This window comes from Mycobacterium sp. NPDC004974, assembly GCF_053600815.1.
In genome coordinates, this window is the sequence record NZ_JBSGAQ010000002.1 from 62,296 (window position 1) to 85,252 (window position 22,957).

Consider the following 22,957-nt stretch of genomic DNA (forward strand, 5'->3'; position numbering starts at 1 on the left):
GCATGACTGAGCCGGTCACCCTGCCCCTGCACATGCGGCGCAACGCCTTCGACCCGACGTCCGATCTGAGCGAGATCCGCGAGAACGACGGAGTAAGCACCGTCATCAGCGCGCTCGGCAACCCGGTGCACCTGATCACCCGCCACGAGGACGTCAAGGCGGTGCTCAGTGACCACGAACGGTTCTCCAACAGCAGGCCACCGGGCTTCACCCTGCCCGGGGCGCCCGAGATGTCCGAAGAGGAGCTGGCCAGCGCACGGGCCGGCAACCTGCTGGGCCTCGACCCACCCGAGCACCAACGGTTGCGCCGCATGCTCACTGCCGAGTTCACCATCCGCCGGATGAAGCGACTCGAACCGCGCATCGTCGAGATCGTCGCCGCCCGGCTCGATGCGATGGCCGCGGCCGGCCCACCGTCGGATCTGGTGGCCGACTTCGCGCTCCCCATCCCGTCGCTGGTGATCTGCGAACTGCTCGGGGTGCCCTACGAGGACCGAGACGACTTCCAGCACCGCTCGACGCTCCAGCTCGACCTGTCTCTGCCCATCGCGGAACGCCTTGCGCTGCAACAGCAGAGCCGTGACTACATGCGCGGCCTCGTCGAACGGGCCCGCCACGCCCCAGGCGAGGACATCCTGGGCATGCTGATCCGCGACCACGGCGCCGAGTTGTCCGACGACGAACTCGTCGGCATCGCCGGGCTGCTGCTGCTCGCCGGACACGAAACCACGTCGAACATGCTGGGCCTGGGCGCCCTCGCACTGTTGCGCCACCCCGAACAGCTGGCCGCGGTGCGCGACGACCCGGATGCCGTCGGCCCCGCCGTCGAGGAACTCCTTCGCTGGCTGTCCATCGTGCAGAACGCCATCCCCCGCTTCACCACCACCGACGTCGAGGTGGCCGGGGTACGGATTGGCGCGGGCGAGTTGGTCTTTGCCTCACTGCCCGCAGGCAACCGGGACCCCGACTTCATCGACAGCCCTGACGTGCTCGACATCCGCCGCGGCGCACCCGGACATCTGGCCTTCGGCCATGGCGTGCACCATTGCCTCGGGGCCCCGCTGGCCCGCATGGAGATGCGGATCGGCTTCCCGGCCCTACTGCGGCGATTCCCTGCCCTTACGCTCGCGGAACCGTTCGATGCGGTGCAGTACCGTTCTTTTCACTTCATCTACGGGTTGAAATCGTTGGCGGTAACGTGGTGATTGCCATGAAAGTAGAAGCAGATCAAGACGCCTGCATCGCATCGGGCAACTGCGTGATGATCTCCGATGTCATCTTCGACCAGGGCGAGGACGGCGTGGTCGAAGTCCTCGTCGACGAAGTTCCTGACGATCAGATCGACCAGGCGCGCCAGGCCGTCAAGCTGTGCCCCGCGTCGGCATTGAAGCTCACCGGGGAGTGAAATCGGGCGGTACCCGTCAAAACGGTGGCGGTGGTCCATATTCTTCGGCGAGCCAGGCTTGGTATTCGCGTTCGATTTCGAGGTCGTTGTTGAGTTCGGCGCGTAGCCGTCGTTCGGCGTTGATCCGGTCTCGGCGGTCCTGCTCGCGGGTTTGGCGGCGGGTCGGCATCCTCGCGCCCCGGTTCGGGTGGTGGGCCGGCGGTTCGGGAAGGTTCAGCTCCCCGGTGGGTTGTGCCAGGGTCGGGAACATGCCGGCGCCGTGGGGTTCGGTGACGTAGGTGTGCCCCGTCGGTGCGGTGAATTCGACGGTGCCATCGGGCAATTGACGGTCCGACCAGCCCGCGCAGAACGTCTTGACCAAGTGGTGGGCGCGGCAGTAGAGCTTGTTGTTCGACGGATGCGTGGGCCCCAGCGGATAGGGCATCGTGTGGTCGATGTCGCAGCGCTCGACGGGGGCATCGCAGCCAGGGAAGCGACACGTCAGATCGCGCCAGCGGATGAACTCCGAGAGCGCCACCGAAGGGCGATAGCCGGGTTCAGACCCATCGGAGTCGGTGGGTTGGGGTGGCTCGGGCTCGGAGGCGGCCTCGCCGGGTTCGGTTGGCTCGGCGGGTTCGGCAGGCACGTGCAGCGGCTTGATCTTCGCCGTGGCCGCGAGGTCGCGCACCGACTCGGCGGGCAGGATCCCGTGCCCCGGTAGATATCCCGGATCATCCGAGGTGCCATCGACGGTGGCCCGGTCGGCCAGCACATGAACCACCGCCGCATCGGCCGCGGCCCGCTTCTGCGCGGCCGGGCAGTCCGGTAACCCACACCGGCACGGCAGTTGGGCTTCCAACCGGGCCAACGGCCCCACCGCATCCGCGCGGCGCTGCTCATGGGTACGCGGATCGTGCTCGCACACTGTCGCCGCCAGGGCGTTGAGGCGTTGATCCAACGCTGCCCCGTCGACGGCATCCAGGTTGGCCCACACCGTCGCCTTGCCGGGGCTGCCCGCCTCGATCTGCACGAACCGTTCCTCAGCCACATCCGGGGGCACCCGCACCCCATTCGGGTCCAGCTTGGCGATCCACTGATCCACCCGATCCCGCAACTGCCGCTGCGAGAACCGCATCCACCGATGCGCCCGCGCCGCCAACTCCGCATCCAACCCGGCCCACACCGCTTGGTCCACGATGCCGGTGCGGGCAATGATCGTGCACACCACCCGATAATCGATATCCCCAACCGCGAACCGCGCCGCCACCTGGGGCAGCTTGTCCCGCAACACCCGAGCATGATGAACCTGAGTCCCGGCCCGCCCCCGACTGATCCGCAACGCCGCCGACACCTCCGCGGCGACCTCCTCGAACGGATCAGTCCGCCACAAAATGGACTCGGCCAGCTCCTGTTCGCGCAGGGAGTCCAACGCCCCGATCGCCGCCAACCGGCCCGCGATCGCCACCGACTCCGCCCGTGCACCGGCACTGATCCTGTCGATCAGCTCCGCATCGGAATCGGTATCGAACATACGTTCGAGTATGCCACCACCCACCGACACGCGAGGGCTGTTATCTCTAGGGCATCGGTCGGGGCGAGGTCCTCGCCGAGCACACCAGTCCCGAACCCGGCATCACCTACGTCGGCAACGGCCGACCCCCAGGGACCCGCCCAAGGAACCCACAGCCGACACCGATGTCCTGAGACATCACACCGACAACCGTGGGCGATCACCCCTCGGGCTGTGCGGGATGCTCTCGCTCGCCGTGCAGGTGGATCACCCCGGCCCGGATCAGGATCAGCACACTGACGGCAAGCACCCAGAGCGGGAACGCCAGAACGATCCACATGCTGACATCGCCGGCGATCAGAAGGCCCAGTGCGACAAGGTAAGTCGTGTACACCAGCGGACGTGGCATCAGACCCGTCTTCAACCAGATCGTCGCCAGCGACATCATGAACACCGCCGCCATCCGGACGCCGTAGGTCTTACTCAGCGCCATCAACACCATCTGCCCGAACGTGGCGACGTGGCTGTAGGCGGTGGCGTCGGTAATCCCCGCCCGGCTGGCGATCAATCCGGCACCGACGGCTGATGAAACGAACATCATCGCCAAGAACAGGATTCCGCTGCCCAGGAACACCGACGAGAAGAATCGGTCCTCATAGCGGCCGAAGCCGTCGCGCACCACGCCGATGAACCATAGAAACGCGATACCGGCGAACGGCATCAACACCGACGCCACCCGCAGTCGGGTCGTCGCGCCGTCGACCCATTGCGAGCCGGGCTCGGCCCCCTCTGGCAATGCGGTGCGGATCAACACGAGGGCCACCCCGAACAGCACGGCGAACAAAACCCCCGCCAACGCAGCCGCCCGCGGCGTAGACAAGCGGTGCAAGTGTTGTTGAACCACCGCGTCATCGTGACACGGCTCAGGGCTGGCCGGGCAGCAATCTGATCATCAGGCCGTGGGCCTCGGCGAGCAGATTCTCGTCGGGGTCGCGGAGTTCGGCATTCACAAATGCCTTGCGCCCCTCGGACTCACGCACCCAGCCGCGCGCAGTCAGCTTGGTGTCGATGGGCGTCACCTTGCGGTAGTCCACATGCAGGAAAGCCGTGCGGCTGATCGGCCGGCCCGCAGCGTGGATCACCATGCCGAACACCGAGTCGAAGAGCAGTGGCAGCACACCCCCGTGCACCGCGTAGTTGCCGCCGACGTGGAACCGGCTGAACTGCACGTGCAATTCGACGCCCTCGGGCTCGAACTTCGACATGGTCCACGGCGCCATCAGCAAGCTGCCCGCACCTGGCAGGGACGGCACCCGGTTGGCCGGGCCCACACCCTCCGCCGCCTCGTACGGGTCGAGCAGTTTGACGAGTTCCTCGGCCCGGTTGGCCGCGTCGTCCCAGGTGTCGCTGTCAGGGTCGGCCGATACCGCGAGATCCTGGACGCGACGCATCGCGGTCAGGAACCGCCCGAATCCGGGACCCGGGTCGGCGGCTTCGAAAACCGGGAAACCGCCGTGCTGTTCGAAGACCGATGGTTCGTCGCTCACTTGGCGGCCAAGATGTCACGTCGCACGATCGTCTGCTCGCGGCCCGGACCCACGCCGATGCACGAAACATGGGCGCCGGCAAGCTCTTCCAGCCGCAGCACGTAGTCCTGCGCCTTGGCGGGCAGATCAGAGAACTCACGCGCGGCCGAGATGTCCTCCCACCAACCGGGCAGCTCCTCGTAGATCGGCTCGGCGCGGTGAATGTCGGACTGCGTCATGGGCATCTCGTTGGTGCGCTTGCCGTCGACCTTGTAGCCGACGCACACCGGCACGGTCTCCAGGCTGGACAGCACGTCGAGCTTGGTCAGGAAGTAGTCGGTGATGCCGTTGACCCGGGTCGCATAGCGCGCGATCACCGCGTCGAACCAGCCGCAACGCCGGGCCCGGCCGGTGGTCACGCCGACCTCGCCGCCGGTCTTGGCCAGGTACGCGCCGTGCTCGTCGAACAGCTCCGTCGGGAACGGACCGGACCCGACACGAGTGGTGTAGGCCTTGAGGATTCCCAGCACCGTGGTGATCCGCGTCGGCCCGATCCCGGAACCGACCGCAGCGCCGCCGGCCGTCGGATTCGACGAGGTGACGAACGGGTACGTGCCGTGGTCGACGTCGAGCAGGGTGCCCTGCGACCCCTCCAGCAGCACGGTCTCGCCGCTTTCCAGCGCCTGATTCAGCAGCAGCCGGGAATCGGCGATGCGGTGTTTGAAGCCTTCGGCCTGGGCGAGCAGATTCTCGACCACCTCGGCCGGTTCGAGCGCCTTGCGGTTGTAGATCTTGACCAGCACCTGGTTCTTGAATTCCAGTGCGCCCTCGATCTTTTCGGCCAGCAACTGCTCATCGAGCACGTCGGCGACGCGGATGCCGATGCGGGCGATCTTGTCCTGGTAGCAGGGACCGATGCCGCGTCCGGTGGTGCCGATCTTCTTGCTGCCCGCATATCGCTCCACGACCTTGTCGATGGCGACGTGATACGGCATCAGCAGATGCGCGTCGGCGGAGATCAGCAGGCCCGAGGTGTCGACGCCGCGATCTTCCAGCCCTTTGAGCTCGGTGAGCAGCACACCCGGATCGACCACCACGCCGTTACCGATGACGTTGGTGACCCCCGGTGTCAGGATGCCCGAGGGGATCAGGTGCAGTGCGAAGTTCTCCCCTGTGGGCAGGACGACGGTATGCCCGGCGTTGTTACCCCCCTGGTACCGAACGACCCACTGCACGCGTCCACCGAGCAGATCGGTGGCTTTACCTTTGCCCTCGTCGCCCCACTGGGCGCCGATGAGGACGATTGCCGGCATGGCGTAATCTCCCGCCTAATCTTCCGCACTAATGTGATGCAGCCGGTAGGTCACCTTATCCCAGCTCACGCCAGGAACACATTTGTCTGACCACAAGGAGCAGTTTTGACCACCTCCGACGGGGTTGCGGTGGTCGGCACGGCGCGTGTTCCGCGCCCGCTCCGCGGCCTGCCGAGGGTCGATGTCGACGACCTCGGAACGCACCGCAGACTGGTCGTGACCGGCGGCGAAGCCGATCTGGCCGCCGTTCTGACCGCGCTGCTGCGCACCGATCGGCTCGACGTCGAGGTCGCGGCGGCCACCGGCAGTTGGTCGGCGCGCCGCGCACTTCGCGCCCCGGCCCGGCGTGTCCCACTGATCCGCGACGAGACGGGAACAGTGCTGGTAAGCGCGGCGCAATGGCACGGGGCCGACAGTGCGCCGCTGCAGGGCGAAGCCATCGTCGACGACGTCGTGCTGTTCGACGGCGAGGCACCGGGCGTCCGGGTCGAGCCCACGCTGGACATGCCGGGCCTGCGCGCGAGCGTGCTGTCGGACCGTGGCCGGCCCCAGCGCTGGGTTGCCGGACGCGCCGCGCAGCTGGGCACGCCGGGTGCGCAGGTGATCCGCGACGGGGTGTCCGCGCCGCGGACGGTACGGCGCTCGACGTTCTACCGGCACACCGAGGGTTGGCTGCGAGTCGGCTGATCGACCAACACTGCAGGTAGCGTCGAATCGTGAACATCCGCCCGCTGCATCAATCGGTACGGCCGAGCCCGGTATTCCTGGCCGTCGTCGCGCTCACCGTGGCCGGTGGAGTGCTGGCCTGGCTCGCCGGGATGGAGCGCACGACGCTGTCCTACGTCGGCGTCTTCATCCTGGTCATCGCGGGCTGGTTGGTGTCCCTGTGCCTGCATGAATTCGGCCACGCCTTCACCGCATGGCGGTTCGGTGACCACGACGTCGCGGTACGCGGGTATCTGACGCTGAACCCGCTCAAGTACTCGCATCCGCTGCTGTCGCTGGGGTTGCCGGCGCTGTTTATCGCGCTGGGCGGCATCGGTTTGCCCGGCGGGGCCGTCTACGTCCGCACCTCGTGGATGACGGCCCGACAGAAAACCCTGGTCAGCCTGGCCGGCCCGGCCGCGAACCTGGTACTGGCGGTGATCCTGCTGGCCGTCACCCGGATCTTCTTCGACTCGGCCCACGCGGTCTTCTGGTCCGGGCTGGCCTTCCTGGGATTTCTGCAGGTCACCGCGCTCGTACTGAACCTGCTGCCGATCCCCGGGCTGGACGGCTACGGCGCACTGGAACCACACCTGAGCCCCGACACCCAACGAGCGGTGGCGCCCGCAAAGCAGTGGGGTTTCCTCATCCTGATGGTCCTGCTGTTCACGCCCACGCTCAACCGCTGGTTCTTCTCGGTGGTCTTCTGGTTCGTCGACCTCTCGGGAGTACCGAGCCAACTGGTGTCGTGGGGCAGCGCGCTGACCCGGTTCTGGTCCGCCTGGCTCTGACGCTTCGTCGCCGACGGTGGCCTCGCCACTTGCCACATATGCGTATTTCCGCATATATTTCGGGGCATGGGTGCCGGCCACGATCACAGCCACAGCAGCGATACCCGCGTCAGCAGGATGATCCTCGCCGCGGTGATCCTCAGCGCGTTCTTCGTCCTCGAGCTGGTCACCGCACTGCTGATCAACTCGATCGCACTGCTCGCCGACGCCGGCCACATGCTGACCGACCTGGTCGCCATGTTCATGGGATTGACCGCGGTACTGCTGGCGAAGCGCGGTAGCTCATCGCCGGCCCGCACCTACGGCTGGCACCGAGCAGAGGTTTTCACCGCCGTGGCCAATGCCGCCCTCCTGCTGGGCGTGGCGGGCTTCATCCTCTACGAGGCCTTCGAACGCCTCGGCGATGCTCCCGACGTTCCCGGCGTGCCCATGATCGTCGTGGCCCTGGCGGGCCTGGCCGCCAACGCCGTCGTCGTGATGATGCTGCGGTCGCACTCCAAGGACAGCCTGGCCGTCAAGGGCGCCTACATGGAGGTCGTGGCCGACACCGTCGGCAGCATCGGCGTCCTGGTCGCCGGCATCGTCACCGTCACCACCGGCTGGCCCTACGCCGACGTGGTGGTCGCGGTCCTGGTGGCCCTGTGGGTGCTGCCCCGGGCCATCGCGTTGGCCCGCGCCGCGCTGCGGATTCTCAGCGAATCCTCTCCGCAGCACATCGACGTCGAGGAACTCCGAGCTGCGCTCGAATCGGTGGACGGTGTGACCGAGGTGCACGATCTGCACGTGTGGACACTGGTCCCCGGGAAGGACATGGTCACCGCGCACTTGACCAGCAATGCCGACGCCGTCCGAGTGCTCGACGACGCACGCGCGGTACTCAACGCCCGGGGCCTGGCTCACGCCACCGTGCAGGTGGAACCGCCCGAATCAGCAGACGACTGCTCGTGCGAGGCGAAGGACTGAGGCTCAGGCCAGGCCGAGCTCGGCCCGCGCCAACGGATCGCAGTCGTCGAGCAGATCCAGGCACCGCTGGAACTCGTCGGTCTCGCCGATGTCGTCGGCGGCCCGGGCCAGCGAGGCCACGCACCGCAGGAATCCCTGGTTCGGCTCATGGGCGAACGGCACCGGGCCGAACCCCTTCCAGCCGTTGCGGCGCAACTGATCCAGCCCGCGGTGATAACCGGTGCGGGCGTACGCGTATGCGGTGACGGCCTTGTCATCGGCGAGCGCCTTCTCGGCCAGTACCGCCCAGGCGATCGACGCCGACGGGTGGGCGGCGGCCACCACGGCCGCCTTCTCCCCCGCAGCCAATTCGTCCTCGGCCTCAGGGTCCCCTGGAAGGAAGACCGGTTCCGGCCCCAACAAATCACCCATCCGTGTCATGGGCCTATTGTGCACCGACCGATAAGCTCCACCGGTACCGACGTACGGGGAGGACCGCACCAGGGATGTCGAACCCAACGGGACCTGACGAGGACCGCACCGACCACAGCGACACACCGACCGAGAAGGTCGAGTTGCCGAACATGTCCGAGGTGACCGAACCGGCCACCGAGATTTTCGGCTCAGCCGACGAAGTCACCGGGGAAGTGCACCTCAACGAAGAGCGACGATTCACCGCACCGTCCGGATTCGACGGGTCCACGCAGAAGATCGACACCCCTCCCGACCCGGAGACCGAGATCTTCGCGCCGCCCGACGAGGGCGATACCGTCGCCGCCGAGGCGCCTAAAGGTGCTGCCCCACAAGTCATTCCGCCGCGCGAAGATCCAGATCAGGAGCCACAGCCCGCTGCCCGCCGCAGCTGGGGGTGGGTGGTCGCAGTCATATTGGTGATCGCGGCCCTGGTAGCCATCGCAGTACTCGGCACCGTCCTGCTGACCCGCACATCGTCGACGGCCGCCTCCCAGGACGACGACGTCCGCACGACGATCCAGAACTTCGACTCAGCCATCCAGCGCGGCGACCTGGCCGCCCTGCGGTCGATCACCTGCGGCACCACCCGCGACAACTACGTCAAATACGACCAGAAGGCCTGGGATGAAACCCACGCCCGGGTGGAGGCCGCCAAGCAGTACCCCGTGGTGGCCAGCATCGACCAGGTGGTCGTCAACGGCGACCACGCCGAAGCCAACGTCACCAGCTTCATGGCCTTTGCCCCGCAAACGCGATCCACCCGCAGCTTCGACCTCCAGTTCCGCGACAATCAGTGGAAGATCTGCCAGGCGCCCACCGGTTGACCTGATCGGGTGACGCCGCGCGGACGCAAGCTCTGGCTCCGACTGGCCACCTAACCGCCGGTGACGCTACGCCCGGCGCTGTGCAGGTCGTTGCAGGCCTCGATGACGCGCTCGGACATCGACGCCTCGGCCTTTTTCAGGTAGCTGCGCGGGTCGTACACCTTCTTGTTGCCGACCTCGCCGTCGACCTTGAGCACCCCGTCGTAGTTGGTGAACATGTGCGCGGCCAGCGGACGGGTGAAGGCGTACTGGGTGTCGGTGTCGACGTTCATCTTCACCACGCCGTATTTGAGGGAATCTTCGATCTCGGACTTCAGCGAACCCGACCCGCCATGGAAGACGAAGTCGAAAGGCTTTGCATCACTGGGCAATCCGAGCTTGGCGGCGGCCACCCGCTGCCCCTCGGCCAGCACGTCGGGCTTGAGCACCACGTTGCCGGGCTTGTACACGCCGTGCACGTTGCCGAACGTCGCGGCCAGCAGGTACGCCCCCTGCTCACCGGCGCCGAGCGCGTCTATGGTCTTCTCGAAGTCCTCCGAGGAGGTGTAGAGCTTCTCGTTGATCTCGGCCTCGACGCCGTCCTCTTCACCGCCGACCACGCCGATCTCGACCTCGAGGATGATCTTGGCCGCCGCCGCGAGCTTCAGCAGCTCCTGGGCGATGGTCAGGTTCTCGTCGATCGGGACAGCCGAGCCGTCCCACATGTGCGACTGGAACAACGGATTGCGGCCGGCGGCGACCCGCTCGGCGGAGATGGCCAGCAACGGCCGTACATACGTGTCCAGCTTGTCCTTCGGACAGTGATCGGTGTGCAGGGCCACCGTGATCGGGTACTTGTCGGCGATCACGTGGGCGAACTCCGCCAGCGCGACGGCGCCCGTCACCATGTCCTTGACGCCGAGCCCGGAGCCGAACTCGGCCCCACCGGTCGAGAACTGGATGATGCCGTCGCTGCCCGCGTCGGCGAAACCCTTGATGGCGGCGTTGATCGTTTCCGACGACGTGCAGTTGATGGCCGGGAATGCGAAGGAGTGCTCCTTGGCCCGGCCCAGCATCTCGGCATAGACCTCAGGCGTGGCGATCGGCATGGCTTGTCCTTCTATCTTGTCGCGGGTTGTCGCAGGTGAAGACCGGTGGTGGGACCCAGGTACCCTAGGGAGTCGTGATCGACATCGCCCTCCCTGAGGCTACGACCAATCTGGCGCTCATGCCGGATTTCATGGATCCGGTGCACCTCATCGGATCCTTCGGCACCTGGGCCCTGGTGGGCATCCTGGTCGTCGTCTTCGTCGAGTCCGGGGTGTTGTTCCCAGTCCTGCCGGGTGACTCGTTGCTGTTCGTCGCGGGCATGCTCGCGGCAGGCACTGCCGCCCAGGGAACGGCGGTCAACGCCAACTTCGAACTCTGGCAGCTGCTGGTGTTCATCCCGGTGGCGGCGATCCTCGGCGGCCAGGTCGGCTACTTCATCGGCCGGTTCATCGGTGTCGAGATGTTCAAGCCCGACGCCCGGATTCTGAAGCAGAAGTACCTCGACGAGGCCCACGCCTTCTTCGAGCAGCGCGGTCCGTTCGCGATCGTCATCGCCCGTTTCGTGCCGATCGTGCGGACCCTGGCACCCATCGTCGCCGGCGCCGCCAAGATGCGTTATTCGGTGTTCACGACGTTCAACGTCCTGGGCGCGATCGTGTGGGGCGTCGGCCTCGTGCTGCTCGGCTACTGGCTGGGCCAGTTCGAGATCATCCAGAAGCTGCTGGAGCCGATCTTCATCCTGATCGTCGTCGCCTCGGTGGCACCGATGTTCATCGAGTGGTTCAAGCGCCGCCGCGCCGCGAAGAAGTCCGCCGAGCAGGTCTAACCACCGAGCACATCGAACACCTCCCGCAAGCCGGTGAGTGTGTGTGCCGGTAGAAAGTGATCGCACAGCGGCAAGGCTGCCGCCATCGACCCGGCCAGGGGCGCATATCCCGGTGCCGCCGCCCGCGGGTTGAGCCACACCACCAGGTGTGCCCGCCGGCGCAACCGGACCATCTCGCGCCGCAGTAGTTCGGGCGGGTCCGAATCCCAGCCGTCGGAGGCGATCACCACCACGGCACCGCGCAACGCATGACCGTGCGGACCGCTCAACAACGCACCGATCGACCGGGCCAGGCGCGTACCGCCGTAGCGGTCGGCCACCTTCTCGTTGGCCCGGGCCAACGACACCTCGGCAGACCGGTGCGACAGCACGGCAGTGAGCCGGGTGAGCGTGGTCGCGAACGCGAACACTTCGGGTCGGGTCCGCCGGTGGACCGCCGCCGCGCGCATCAGATGCAGATACACCGCGGCATACGGCTGCATCGATCCGCTGACGTCGCACACCAGCACCACCCGCCGGGGGCGGAGTCGGGCCAGTGTCCTGGCCACCCGCAACGGCTCCCAACCGGTGGTCCGGGATGCCCTGATGGTTTCCCTGAGGTCGACGCGCCGGCCGGCCGGGTGACGGCGCCGCCGCAGCGTACGGCGGTGCGGCCAGCGGGCTTCCGCGCTTTCCAGCCAGGCTCCGATCCGTCTCAGTTCGTCGGTGTCGAACCGATCGAACGGTTCGTCAGCCCGCGCGGCCATCCAGCTGGGCATCAGGTCGGGCAATGCACTGCCCTCCGGCGCCCCGGTCGCTGCCGCGACGGACGCGGGCCTGGTCGTCCACGGCAATTCGTCGTCGCCGTCGATGGCCTCGCCGTCCTCGGTCCTCGAGTTCTGAGCGGGCACGGTCGACGACAACGCCGACCGCTTGAGACCCGGCGGATCCAGGCCGACCACGGCGTCGGCGAAAACCGCGTCGAACACGGCGTCAAAGGCAGGCAGATCCTCGACACGGGTGACGAGTGCGAGCCGCGCCGCCCAGTACAGCCGAGACCGCGCGGCGGGCACCAGCTCGTGCATCGCCTGGACCAGGGTCGAGGGACCGACCGCGGACACCGTCACCCCACCCGCGCGCAGCCGGTCGACCAGCGCGACGGCGAACGCCGCCAGGTCGACCCCGCGTAGCAGGGACGACGTCACCGGCGAGCGTGCCTGGCCATCCGCAGACGGCCGATCGTGAACACCAGCGCCGCCAGGAGAAAGGCACCGGCGACTCGCGGGCCATACCGCTTGAGTGCGCTGCCGCCGGCCAGATCCAGCAGATCGATCGGCTGGGGTTCGGGAGTGGCGGCCGCTAAGGGCGTGTCGGCGGGCTTCACCGGAGCTTTCTGGCCGGCGAGCTTGGCCTCCAGCGACTCGACGAACTGGCCCAGCAGTTTCTCCGAAACGTCCTGCAGCATGCCGCTACCGAACTGCGCGAGCTTGCCCACGACCTTGAGGTCGGTGTCGACGGTGACGCGGGTGGCCTGCCCCGCGTCGTGCAACCGGGCGGTCACGGTGGCGGCGGCATTGCCGGTACCCCGCGCTTCCTTGCCCAACGCATCGATGACGGCCCGATGCTCGTCGCGGTTCTGCTCGACGAAGTGGACCTTGCCGGTGAACTCACTGGTGACCGGGCCGACCTTGATCTTCACCTTGCCCAAGGTGTCCTCGCCCTCGTGACCGGTCAGCTGTGCGCCCGGCATCAGGGGGACCACCTGCTCGAGGTCGGTGAGCAGGTCCCAGGCCTCGTCGACGGGCACGCTGACGGTGAACTCGTTGGCGATCTTCATAGGGCGCTTCCTCTCAGTTCCAGCAGTGCGTCACGGAGCAGTCCCGTGTCGTCGGGGGTCTTGGCCAGGGCCCCGAGGGTCTCCAATGCGGCGGGGTCCACCAGGTCACCGACTCCCAATGTCACCAGGGCGGCCACCCAGTCGATGATCTCGGCGATACCGGGCGGCTTGTCGAGGTCGAGATCCCTTGCCGTGCCGACGAATTGGGCAGCCCGCTCGATGAGCGGGTCGGTGGCACCGGGCACCGTGCGGCGGACGATCGCGACGGCGTGGGCGCGCTGCGGGTATTCGATCCAGTGGTAGAGGCAGCGACGGCGCAACGCATCGTGCAGATCGCGACTGCGGTTCGACGTCAGCACCACGATGGGCGGTCGCTCGGCGACGAAGGTACCCAACTCGGGCACGGTGACCGCCGCCTCGCCGAGGAACTCCAGCAGCAGCGCCTCGAATTCGTCGTCGGCCCGGTCGATCTCGTCGACCAGCAGCACCGGCGGCCGCGGTCCGCGGTGCCGCACGCACTGCAGGATCGGCCGGTCCATGAGGTAGGCCTCGGTGTAGAGGTGTGCCTCGTCGAGTTGTTCGCCGCCGCGAGCTTCGGCCAACCGGATGGACAGCAGCTGGCGCTGGTAGTTCCAGTCGTAGAGGGCCTCGCTCGTGGTCAGCCCTTCGTAACACTGCAGCCTGACCAGTGGGGTATCCAACACGGCCGCCAGCGTTTTGGCCGCGGTGGTCTTGCCTACGCCCGGCTCGCCCTCCAGCAACAGCGGGCGTCCCATCGTCACGGCGAGATAGATGGCTGTCGCGGTGCCTTCACCCAGCAGGTAACCGCTGGCGTCGAACCGCCGCACCACATCCTCGACGCAGGAGAAGACCGGGTCAGTGTTCATGCGCCGCGGAGCCCGCCGACCCTGATGCCTTCGATGACCTCGGCGACGATCGAAACAGCGATCTCGGCCGGGGTTTTCGCGCCGATAGCCAGGCCGACCGGGGTGTGCACGCTGGCACGTTCGGCTTCCGTCAATTCCAGTCCGTCCAGGATGGACGCCCCGCGCACCCGGCTGGCGACCAGCCCGATGTAGCCGACCCCGGCGTCCAGCGCGGCCCGGATCACCTGGCCTTCGGGACCACCGAGACTGGCGATCACGACGGCGGTGGCATCCCCGGGGTCGGAGCCGGGATCGTCGAGCCGCCGCACCTCATAGCCGAGGATCGCGCACAGCTCGACCATGGCGTCGGCGATCGGTGTGCCACCGAAGATCTGTACCAGCGGCGCGGGCACCTCGGGCGCCAGGAAGATCTCCAACGCGCCGCCGGACAGACAGGGATTGACGACCACGCAGGCACCCGGGGCCTCCGGGAAATGCACATCGCCGTCGGGTAACACGCGCAGAAGTACACTCTCGCCCACCTGCAGCGCCCCCAGCGCTGCCTTGCGGACCGAGTTCTGAGCGCAATGTCCGCCGACGAACCCCTCGATTGTGCCGTCGGCCAACAGGATCGCCTCATCCCCGGGATGTACCGAGGTGGGCTGCTGCGCGCGCACCACCGTCGCATGCACGAATGGCGTTCGTGCCCGGCGAAGTTGCGCGACGCGCTCGCTCAGAGTCATCTGCACTCCATCTAGATGGGCGGCGTGGCCCGCCCCTGCATGGCTTCCCACACCCGCGACGGGGTCAGCGGCATGTCCGCGTGCCGAACCCCGAACGGCGCCAACGCATCCACCACGGCATTCACCACGGCGGGCGGTGAGCCCACCGTCGCGGACTCGCCGATGCCCTTGGCTCCGATCGGGTGGTGCGGCGACGGGGTGACGGTGTGCCCGGTCTCGAAGTGCGGCACCTCCATCGCGGTGGGGATGAGGTAGTCCATCAACGATCCGCCCAGGCAGTTGCCGTCTTCGTCGAAGGCGATCATCTCCATCAAGGCCATGCCGATGCCGTCGACCAGACCGCCGTGCACCTGCCCCTCGATGATCATCGGATTGATCCGGGTGCCGCAGTCGTCGACCGCGAGGAACCGGCGCACCTTGACCACGGCGGTACCCGGGTCGACGTCGACGACGCAGAAGTACGCCCCGTACGGGTAGGTGAGATTCTCCGGGTTATAACAGATCTGGGCATCCAGACCGCCCTCGATCCCCTCCGGAAGATCGCCCGCACCGTGGGCGCGCATCGCGATGTCGGCGATGGTGACCGACGCCGTCGGATCGCCCCTGACGTGGAAGCTGCCCTTGTCCCATTCCAGATCGGCGACCGAAGCCTCCAGCATCCCGGACGCGATGATCTTGGCCTTGTCACGGACCTTGCGCGCGACGAGCGCGGCCGCCGCGCCCGACACCGGCGTGGACCGGCTGCCGTAGGTGCCCAGGCCGAACGGGGTCTGGTCGGTGTCGCCGTGCACGACATCGATGTCCTCGGGCGGGATCCCCAGTTCCTCGGCCACGATCTGGGCGAAGGTCGTCTCGTGGCCCTGTCCCTGGGTCTGAACACTCAACCGCACCACAGCTTTTCCGGTCGGGTGCACCCGCAGTTCACAGCCGTCGGCCATGCCGAGACCGAGGATGTCCATGTCCTTGCGCGGGCCGGCGCCCACGGCCTCGGTGAAGAACGACATGCCGATGCCCATGAGTTCTCCACGCTCGCGTTTCTCCCGCTGTTCGGCGCGCAGGCCCTCGTAACCGATCATCTCCATCGCGAGCCGCATCGTCTTCTCGTACTCGCCGGAGTCATACACCCAACCGGTCTTGGATTTGTACGGGAACTGCTCGGGTTTCAACAGGTTTCGCAGCCGCAGCTCAGCCGGATCCATCTTGAGTTCATAGGCCAGGCAGTCCACCAGACGCTCGACGAAGTACACCGCCTCGGTGATGCGGAATGAGCAGGCATAGGCCACGCCGCCGGGTGCTTTGTTGGTGTACACCGCGGTCATGTGGCAGTAGGCCGCCTCGATGTCATAGCTGCCGGTGAACACGCCGAAGAAACCCGCGGGGTATTTCACCGGGGCCGCGGTGCCGTTGAAGGCACCGTGGTCGGCCAGCACGTTGGACCGGATCGCCAGGATCTTGCCGTCGGCGGTCGCGGCGATCTCACCGACCATGATGTAATCCCGCGCAAACCCTGTGCTGGTGAGGTTTTCGCTGCGGTCCTCCATCCATTTGACCGGCTTGCCCAGCAGCAGAGACCCGACGATGGCACAGACGTAGCCGGGATAGATCGGCACCTTGTTACCGAACCCGCCACCGATGTCCGGCGAGATCACCCGGATCTTGTGCTCGGGTAGGCCGGCGACCAGCGCGTACAAGGTGCGGTGCGCATGCGGGGCCTGGGAAGTGCACCACAGGGTGAGCTTGCCGGTCACGGGATCCAGATCGGCGACCGCACCGCAGGTCTCCATCGGTGCGGGATGCACACGCGGGTAGACGATCTCCTGTTTGACCACGACATCGGCTTTGGCGAAGGCCGCGTCGGTGGCCGCGGCATCCCCGGTCTGCCAGTCGAAGCAGTGATTGTCCGCCTTGCCGTCGAGGTCGGTGCGGATCACCGGGGCGTCCGCGTCCAGTGCGTGACGGGCGTCGATCACCGGGTCCAGCGGGTCGTAGTCGACGTCGATGAGTTCCAGGGCATCCCGGGCCGAGTACCGATCCTCGGCGACCACGAAGGCCACCTCCTGCCCCTGGAAGCGGACCTTGTCGGTGGCCAGCACGGCCTGTACGTCGTTGGACAGCGTCGGCATCCAGGCCAGGCCCTTCTCGGCCAGGTCGGCACCGGTGACCACTGCATGGACCTTCGGATGTGCCTGCGCCGCAGTCACATCGATGCCGGCGATCCTGGCGTGCGCGTACGGCGAGCGCAGAATGGCCAGGTGCAGCATGCCGGGGAGCGTGACATCGTCGACGTAGGTGCCGCGGCCCCGGATGAATCGCGGGTCCTCCTTGCGCAGCATCCGGCCGTGACCGCAGGGTTTCGCGTCGTTGGTTGCGGTGTCCTCGGGTCGGCTGACCGGGTTCTCCAGCGTCGTCATGCCTTCGCCTCCTCGCGAGCGTGCCGCGCGGCCCACAGCACGGATCGCACGATCGTGGTGTAGCCGGTACAGCGGCAGATCTGACCCGAGATGGCCTCGCGGATCTCATCTTCGGTCGGGTCCGGGTTGCGATCGAGCAGCGCGCGGGCGGTGATCATCATGCCCGGAGTGCAGAACCCGCATTGCAGTCCATGGCACTGCATGAACCCTTCCTGCACCGGATCGAGATGGCCGTCGACCTCCATGCCCTCGACCGTGCGGATCGCATGCCCGGAGGCCATCGCCGCCAGCATGGTGCAGGATTTCACCGGTTCGCCGTCGACATCGACGACACACGTGCCGCAGTTCGACGTGTCGCAGCCCCAGTGGGTTCCGGTCAGCCCCAACTGGTCGCGCAGGAAGTGCACCAGCAGCATCCGCGGTTCGATCTCGGCGCTGACCGCTTCGCCGTTGACCGTCATGTTGACCTGCATGGTTAATTCCCTTCCAGCGCAGGGGCGTTGTGCACCCGATCGACCGAGGCGCGCAGCGTGCGGATGGTCAGTTCGGACGCCAGATGACGCTTGTAGTCGGCACTGCCGCGCATATCGCTGACCGGGGCGCAGGCCTGTGCCGCGGCCGCACCCGCGTCGGCGAAGGTCTCCTCGACAGCGGGCCTGCCCACCAACGAGTCCGACAATGCACGCAGAGCGTCCCAGTCGGCGTTCACCGCGGTCAGACCGACGCGGGCCGCCGCGATCGAAGCCCCGTCCGAATCAGCGGACAACGATACCTGGACGCCGGCGGCGGTCACGGCCCAGTCCCCCACGCGGCGTTCGACTTTCGCGTATGCGCTGGAGGTGCGGTGGCGCACCGGGATCCGGACCTCGATCAGCATCTCGTTGTGGGCCAGCGCGGTCTCGTAGGGCCCCACGAGGAAGTCGTCGATGGGGATCTCCCGGTCTCCGGCCGGTCCGTGGACCAGGCATACCGCCGAGAGGACCCTGCATACGGTGCTCAGGTCCTCGGCCGGGTCGGCCTGGCAGAGCGAGCCGCCGAGGGTGCCGCGATTGCGCACGACGGGGTCGGCGATCACCCGTTCGGCGTCACGGAAGATCGGGCACATCGCCGCCAACCGATCGGACTCCAGCACCTGGCGGTGCCGAGCCATCGCCCCGATGCGGACCAGGGTGGGATCGGTGACGATATAGCCGAGCTCGGCGGCGAGGTCGTTGATGTCGACCAGATACTCGGGGTTGGCGATGCGCAGTTTCATCATCGGCAGCAGGCTGTGCCCGCCGGCGACGATCCTGGCGTCCTCGCCCAACCGGTCCAGCAGTCCGACCGCGTGGTCGACGCTGGTGGCGCGTTCGTACTCAAAGGGGCCGGGAACTTGCATGTGAGCCAGCTCACACCCTGCTGACGCCGGCGTCAACAGCCAGTTAAGCGATTACTTAACTGGCCGGCAGCACCCGGAGTTCGCCCTGCTCATGGTGGATACGACCGCCGGTCTGGGCCAGCGGTCGCCCGCCACCTCCCCAGCGCTGGGCGATGATCTCGGCAGCGATGGACACCGCCGTCTCCTCCGGGGTCCGGCCGCCGAGGTCCAGCCCGATCGGGCTGGACAACCTGGCCAGCTCGGCCTCGGTGAGCCCGGCATCACGCAGCCGGGCCAACCGGTCCTCGTGGGTTCGCCGCGATCCCATCGCGCCGATGTAAGCGGCCGCGGGCAATCGCAGCGCCACCTCGAGCAGGGGCACGTCGAACTTGGGGTCATGGGTCAGCACGCAGATCACCGTGCGGGCATCGATCGCGCCTGCCTCAGCCTGGGCGGCCAGGTACCGGTGCGGCCAGTCCACCACCACCTCGTCGGCGGTCGGGAACCGCGCCGAGGTGGCGAACACCGGGCGGGCGTCGCACACCGTGACCCGGTAACCCAGGAACGCGCCCTGCTGGGCGACGGCTGCCGCGAAGTCGATCGCGCCGAACACCAGCATCCGGGGCCGCGGCGCGTGGCTCGCGACGAAGACCTCCATGCCCTCACCCCGGCGCTGACCGTCGGGACCATAGGTCAGCACCTCACTGCGCCCCGCTGCCAGCAGCCCACGGGCGTCGTCGGTGACCGCGGCGTCCGCGCGCGGTGACCCCAGCGAGCCGTCCGAGGCGTCTCGGTGCACCACCAGCCGCCTGCCGACCCACGACGCGTCGGGATGGGCGATGACCATGGCCACCGCGACCGGGATGTGCGCGTCGATGTCCTCGGCGATGGCACTCAACTGATGAAACGTCTTCTGCGACACCGGTTCCACGAACACGTCGAGGATGCCGCCGCACGTGAGGCCGACCTCGAAGGCGTCATCGTCGCTGACGCCGTAGCGCTGCAGCACCGGGGTGCCACTCGCCATCACCTCGGTGGCCAGTTCGTACACCGCCCCCTCGACGCAGCCGCCCGAGACTGACCCGGCGACGGTTCCGTCGGGAGCGACGACCATCGCCGCACCCGCAGGGCGCGGTGCCGACCGAAAGGTGCGCACCACAGTCCCGACACCCGCGGTGTCACCTGCACGCCACACCGCCAACAAGGTGCTCAGCACATCTCTCACGGTTTCAACCTAGAGCGTGCCGGGCCACTCCGTTACAAGGATCTCGGCACCGCCTGCGGCGCGACTCAACCGCACGTCCCTTTCGTTCGACGCGTTCTAGGCTGCAATCGTGACACCCGCGCAGCTGCGTGCGTTTTCGGCGGTCGTCCGACTGGGCTCGGTGCGGGCCGCGGCCGAGGAACTGGGTATGTCCGACGCCGGGATCTCGATGCACGTCGCCCAACTGCGCAAGGAACTCGACGATCCGCTGTTCACCCGCACCGCGGCCGGCCTGGCCTTCACCCCGGGTGGCCTGCGCCTGGCAAGCCGCGCCGTGGAGATCCTCGGCCTGCAGCAGCAGACGGCGATCGAGGTGACCGAGGCCGCGCACGGTCGACGGCTGTTGCGCATCGCGGCATCCAGCGCGTTCGCCGAACACGCTGCACCGGGGCTCATCGAGCTGTTCTCCTCACGCGCCGACGACCTTTCGGTCGAGCTGAGTGTCCACCCGGCCAGCCGCTTCGCCGACCTGATCGCCACCCGTGCGATCGACATCGCGCTGGGCCCGCCACCGGAGGGCGATGACGCCACGCTCGCCGTGCGCGCATTCCTGAAGTACCAGATCATCACGGTGACCAGCCCGGACAGCCCGCTGGCCGGACGGTCCCCGAGCCCTGGCCAGTTGCGGGAGCAGCAATGGACGCTCGGCCCGGCCGGCGGCAGCGTCGACGGTGAGATCGCCACCATGTTGCGACACCTCGCGATCCCCGAGGCCCGGCAGCGAATCTTCCAGAGCGATGCGGCCGCTCTGGAGGAAGTGCACCGGGTCGGCGGGGTGATGCCGACGATCGGGTTCGCCGTGGCTGCCGACCTGACCAGCGGCAGGCTTGCACAGGTCAAGGGTCCGGGCCTGCAGATCGCCGGGGAATGGTTTGCCTCGACCCTGCCCGCGGCGGCCCGTCAGCCGGCGGTGTCCGAACTGGTGCGGTTCATCACGACCCCGCGTTGCACCCAGGCCATGATCCGCGGAACAGGGGTGGGTGTCACCAGGTTCCGGCCCAAGGTCCACGTGACCCTGTGGAGCTGACTGACTGAACGCCGAGTGGCCAGTTATTGCACGGCTCTTCGCCGACAGCGTGCAATAACTGGCCATTCGCGCCAATTGGCTAGCCCAGCCCGAGTGCCCCGGCCAGTTCACGGAGCGCCGGACGCGGATCCGCCATCGGGTTGTCACCGAGCACCTGCAGCACAACGTGATCGGCACCGGCGTCCAGATGAGCGGTCACCGCCTTGGCCGCACTGTCGACCGATCCCATCCCCACCACGGCACGGGCCAGCCGGTCGGATCCGCCGCGTACCAGATCGGACTCGTCAAAACCCTGACGCAGCCACGAGTTCCGGTAGTTCGGCAGACCGCTGTAGACATCCAGGTGCGCGTGCGCGCGGCGAAGTTGATCGTCATCGGTTGATCCGATGGCCACCGCCTGTTCGGAGACGATCCATTTCTCCGGGCCGAGGATGTCGCGGGTGACGCGGGTCTGCTCGGGCGTCACCAGGTACGGGTGGGCGCCATCGGCATGGGTGCCGGACAACTCGATCATCTTGGGGCCCAGCGCGGCCAGCAGCCGCGGCGGGCGGCCGACGCCCGGCTCGATCTGTTCGGGGACCGCAGCCATCCGGTCCAGATAGTCGCGCATGGTGGCCAGTGGTTTCTGATAGACGCCACCCAGACCGTGTTCGACCAACGGCCCGTGGCTGACACCGAGACCGAGCACGAACCGGCCCGGGTACAGCGCGGTGAGGGTGCGCGCACCGGTCTCGGCCGCACTGGGCACCCGGACGTGAATGTTGGCGATGCCGGTGCCCACCACCAGACGCTGAGTCGCGGCCAGGAAAGCCGCCGACTGCGTCAGGCATTCCTTACCGGTGACCTCGGGCAGGAACAACGAGCCGAAGCCGAGTGCCTCGATCTCTCGGGCGACCTCCTGCGCATCCGGCATCGACCAGGTTTCGCTGGCCCACCACACCCCGATCCGGGACGGAAAATCGATCCTGGCTCGCTGCGCCTGGGTCAAGTCCTACTCCTCGTCGTCTGCGGCCAGCGTGTGCGCGGCCTCCATCAACATCCAACCCGACACCTGAACCGACAGGTCACGTTCGGGGATCGCCGAGGCGTTGACCGCGCCGTCGACGAACTGCGCCTGCTGGCCTTCGGCCCCGGGCACCTCGGCGGTCTGCTCCCAGAACGCACCGAACAGCGGCAGCCCATCGACGGTCTGGCGGTTGTCCCAGGCAGCCTGCGCTGATTTGAGGACGAGCGAGTGGGCCGTCTCGCGCGCGGCGCGATCGTCGGCCGTATCCCCCGGCAAGGTATTCGCCACCAGCGCCAGGTACCGCGCCGTGATGCCGTTGAACAGCCCCCCGTCGCCGCCGCCGGCGCCTTTGATAACTCCGTCGGTGGCCATCTCCTTGTCCACCGCGGCCACCAGGCGGCGCACCCGCTCGGCGTGCCGGGCATCCTCGGTGCGCACCGCGAGTTCGACCTCCAGCCCGAGCACCACGCCTTGGCAGTAGGTGTATTGAGCGCGCACCATCGAACCGGCCTTGATGCCGTCGAACACCAGGTGCGTTTCCGGATCGATCAGGGTGTCATCGATCCAGTCGGCCATCTGCTGGGCCCGGCGCAGCCGGTCGTCATAGCGGGCCAGAAAGATCCCTGCCGGACCGTTGGCCGGGGCGTTGAAGAACTGATCCTGTTTGCGCCACGGGATGCCGCCGCCGTCCTCGGGCACCCAGGCGTCGACGAACTGCGCGCACAACTTCTTGAGCGCGTGGGGTTTCTCGACCCCGACCAGCCGGCCGGCCCGTTCGAGGGCAAGCGCCAGCCAGGCCATGTCGTCGTAGTAGTTGTTGGTCCAGGACAGGTTGTTGCGGATGTGGTGCCCACGGATCTGCCGTTCGATGCGGGTTATCCGCTCGGGCTGCGGATCACGCACCTGCGCGTCGACCAGAGTGTCCAGCAAATGCGCCTGCCACCAGTAGTGCCAGGTTCCGAACTTGCGGTACTTCTTGGTCGCCGGCCAGGCCACCACACCGAGCTGGGTACCCGGCAGACCCCAGAGCTTCGTCAGGTGTCGTTGGGTGATCGCAGCTTCGGCGCTGGCCGCACGGTTGGCCCATAGCTGATCCATGCTGACGATCCTGCCTTACCAGGCCTTCGAATTGTCGGCATGTCG

The 22,957-nt window shown here is 67.4% G+C and carries 24 protein-coding genes; 8 read left to right on the forward strand and 16 right to left on the reverse strand.

What is annotated here, in order from left to right; all coding sequences use genetic code 11:
• Positions 1-2: 2 nt before the first annotated feature.
• Together ACWEFV_RS05275 and ACWEFV_RS05280 are read left to right on the forward strand one after the other, a co-directional pair.
• Entirely contained in the window at positions 3-1,205 is a 1,203-nt protein-coding gene (locus ACWEFV_RS05275; protein ID WP_450069322.1) for a cytochrome P450, read from the forward strand.
• 5 nt (positions 1,206-1,210) lie between these two features.
• The gene (locus ACWEFV_RS05280; protein WP_450069323.1) at positions 1,211-1,405 is read left to right on the forward strand and encodes a ferredoxin; all 195 of its coding nucleotides are present in this window, start codon (positions 1,211-1,213) and stop codon (positions 1,403-1,405) included.
• A gap of 16 nt (positions 1,406-1,421) precedes the next feature.
• On the opposite strand, the gene ACWEFV_RS05285 is transcribed toward ACWEFV_RS05280, so the two are convergent.
• From ACWEFV_RS05285 to ACWEFV_RS05300, 4 genes are all read right to left on the reverse strand, one after another.
• Positions 1,422-2,915 carry an HNH endonuclease signature motif containing protein gene (locus tag ACWEFV_RS05285; protein ID WP_450069324.1) on the reverse strand — a complete coding sequence of 498 codons (1,494 nt, stop codon included), beginning with the start codon at positions 2,913-2,915 and terminating at the stop codon, positions 1,422-1,424.
• Between the two features lie 199 nt (positions 2,916-3,114).
• On the reverse strand, positions 3,115-3,774 hold the full coding sequence (locus ACWEFV_RS05290) for a hypothetical protein (RefSeq protein WP_450069325.1): 660 nt from the start codon (positions 3,772-3,774) through the stop codon (positions 3,115-3,117).
• A 43-nt stretch (positions 3,775-3,817) separates the two neighbouring features.
• Positions 3,818-4,441, reverse strand: a complete 624-nt coding sequence (locus ACWEFV_RS05295) for a PaaI family thioesterase (RefSeq protein WP_450069326.1) — start codon at positions 4,439-4,441, stop codon at positions 3,818-3,820.
• Positions 4,438-5,733, reverse strand: a complete 1,296-nt coding sequence (locus tag ACWEFV_RS05300; RefSeq protein WP_135452093.1) for an adenylosuccinate synthase — start codon at positions 5,731-5,733, stop codon at positions 4,438-4,440. The genes ACWEFV_RS05295 and ACWEFV_RS05300 overlap by 4 nt, the downstream gene beginning before the upstream one ends.
• A gap of 105 nt (positions 5,734-5,838) precedes the next feature.
• Here ACWEFV_RS05300 and ACWEFV_RS05305 point away from each other — a divergent pair, with 105 nt between their 5' ends.
• The 3 genes from ACWEFV_RS05305 (at position 5,839) to ACWEFV_RS05315 (ending at position 8,192) form a co-directional block, all read left to right on the forward strand.
• Positions 5,839-6,420 carry a hypothetical protein gene (locus ACWEFV_RS05305; protein WP_135452092.1) on the forward strand — a complete coding sequence of 194 codons (582 nt, stop codon included), beginning with the start codon at positions 5,839-5,841 and terminating at the stop codon, positions 6,418-6,420.
• A 29-nt stretch (positions 6,421-6,449) separates the two neighbouring features.
• Positions 6,450-7,229, forward strand: coding sequence for a site-2 protease family protein (locus tag ACWEFV_RS05310; protein WP_450069327.1), 780 nt, complete (start codon positions 6,450-6,452; stop codon positions 7,227-7,229).
• A gap of 66 nt (positions 7,230-7,295) precedes the next feature.
• The gene (locus tag ACWEFV_RS05315; RefSeq protein ID WP_135452088.1) at positions 7,296-8,192 is read left to right on the forward strand and encodes a cation diffusion facilitator family transporter; all 897 of its coding nucleotides are present in this window, start codon (positions 7,296-7,298) and stop codon (positions 8,190-8,192) included.
• A 3-nt stretch (positions 8,193-8,195) separates the two neighbouring features.
• Here the strand turns inward: ACWEFV_RS05315 and ACWEFV_RS05320 are convergent, their stop codons facing one another.
• Positions 8,196-8,612, reverse strand: coding sequence for a DUF3151 domain-containing protein (locus ACWEFV_RS05320; RefSeq protein WP_450069328.1), 417 nt, complete (start codon positions 8,610-8,612; stop codon positions 8,196-8,198).
• Between the two features lie 65 nt (positions 8,613-8,677).
• On the opposite strand from ACWEFV_RS05320, the gene ACWEFV_RS05325 reads away from it, so the two are divergent.
• The gene (locus ACWEFV_RS05325; RefSeq protein WP_450069329.1) at positions 8,678-9,469 is read left to right on the forward strand and encodes an Rv0361 family membrane protein; all 792 of its coding nucleotides are present in this window, start codon (positions 8,678-8,680) and stop codon (positions 9,467-9,469) included.
• Between the two features lie 50 nt (positions 9,470-9,519).
• On the opposite strand, the gene fbaA is transcribed toward ACWEFV_RS05325, so the two are convergent.
• Positions 9,520-10,557, reverse strand: a complete 1,038-nt coding sequence (gene fbaA / locus ACWEFV_RS05330; RefSeq protein WP_135452084.1) for a class II fructose-bisphosphate aldolase — start codon at positions 10,555-10,557, stop codon at positions 9,520-9,522.
• Positions 10,558-10,631: 74 nt separating this feature from the next.
• Between fbaA and ACWEFV_RS05335 the strand changes: the two genes are divergently transcribed.
• A complete protein-coding gene (locus tag ACWEFV_RS05335; protein WP_135452082.1) occupies positions 10,632-11,324 on the forward strand; it encodes a DedA family protein in 693 nt (230 codons plus the stop codon).
• On the opposite strand, the gene ACWEFV_RS05340 is transcribed toward ACWEFV_RS05335, so the two are convergent.
• The 8 genes from ACWEFV_RS05340 to ACWEFV_RS05375 are packed head-to-tail and all read right to left on the reverse strand — an operon-like array spanning position 11,321 to position 19,742.
• On the reverse strand, positions 11,321-12,508 hold the full coding sequence (locus ACWEFV_RS05340; RefSeq protein WP_450069330.1) for a vWA domain-containing protein: 1,188 nt from the start codon (positions 12,506-12,508) through the stop codon (positions 11,321-11,323). The genes ACWEFV_RS05335 and ACWEFV_RS05340 overlap by 4 nt on opposite strands.
• Positions 12,505-13,140 (reverse strand): SRPBCC family protein, encoded by a 636-nt coding sequence (locus tag ACWEFV_RS05345; protein ID WP_450069331.1) that lies wholly within the window; start codon positions 13,138-13,140, stop codon positions 12,505-12,507. Before ACWEFV_RS05345 ends, ACWEFV_RS05340 begins: the two co-directional genes overlap by 4 nt.
• Entirely contained in the window at positions 13,137-14,027 is an 891-nt protein-coding gene (locus ACWEFV_RS05350) for an AAA family ATPase (RefSeq protein WP_450069332.1), read from the reverse strand. Before ACWEFV_RS05350 ends, ACWEFV_RS05345 begins: the two co-directional genes overlap by 4 nt.
• The gene (locus tag ACWEFV_RS05355) at positions 14,024-14,749 is read right to left on the reverse strand and encodes an XdhC family protein (protein WP_450069333.1); all 726 of its coding nucleotides are present in this window, start codon (positions 14,747-14,749) and stop codon (positions 14,024-14,026) included. Before ACWEFV_RS05355 ends, ACWEFV_RS05350 begins: the two co-directional genes overlap by 4 nt.
• A gap of 11 nt (positions 14,750-14,760) precedes the next feature.
• Entirely contained in the window at positions 14,761-17,160 is a 2,400-nt protein-coding gene (locus tag ACWEFV_RS05360) for an aerobic carbon-monoxide dehydrogenase large subunit (RefSeq protein WP_450069334.1), read from the reverse strand.
• A complete protein-coding gene (locus tag ACWEFV_RS05365) occupies positions 17,157-17,633 on the reverse strand; it encodes a (2Fe-2S)-binding protein (RefSeq protein WP_135452070.1) in 477 nt (158 codons plus the stop codon). Before ACWEFV_RS05365 ends, ACWEFV_RS05360 begins: the two co-directional genes overlap by 4 nt.
• 2 nt (positions 17,634-17,635) lie before the next feature.
• Positions 17,636-18,538 carry an FAD binding domain-containing protein gene (locus tag ACWEFV_RS05370; protein WP_450069335.1) on the reverse strand — a complete coding sequence of 301 codons (903 nt, stop codon included), beginning with the start codon at positions 18,536-18,538 and terminating at the stop codon, positions 17,636-17,638.
• 55 nt (positions 18,539-18,593) lie between these two features.
• A complete protein-coding gene (locus ACWEFV_RS05375) occupies positions 18,594-19,742 on the reverse strand; it encodes an XdhC family protein (protein ID WP_450069336.1) in 1,149 nt (382 codons plus the stop codon).
• A 109-nt stretch (positions 19,743-19,851) separates the two neighbouring features.
• Between ACWEFV_RS05375 and ACWEFV_RS05380 the strand changes: the two genes are divergently transcribed.
• On the forward strand, positions 19,852-20,808 hold the full coding sequence (locus tag ACWEFV_RS05380) for a LysR family transcriptional regulator (RefSeq protein WP_450069337.1): 957 nt from the start codon (positions 19,852-19,854) through the stop codon (positions 20,806-20,808).
• Between the two features lie 79 nt (positions 20,809-20,887).
• Here ACWEFV_RS05380 and ACWEFV_RS05385 read toward each other — a convergent pair whose 3' ends face one another.
• The gene (locus ACWEFV_RS05385; RefSeq protein ID WP_450069338.1) at positions 20,888-21,796 is read right to left on the reverse strand and encodes an LLM class F420-dependent oxidoreductase; all 909 of its coding nucleotides are present in this window, start codon (positions 21,794-21,796) and stop codon (positions 20,888-20,890) included.
• A gap of 3 nt (positions 21,797-21,799) precedes the next feature.
• Positions 21,800-22,912, reverse strand: a complete 1,113-nt coding sequence (locus tag ACWEFV_RS05390) for a glycoside hydrolase family 76 protein (protein WP_450069339.1) — start codon at positions 22,910-22,912, stop codon at positions 21,800-21,802.
• Positions 22,913-22,957: the final 45 nt, after the last annotated feature.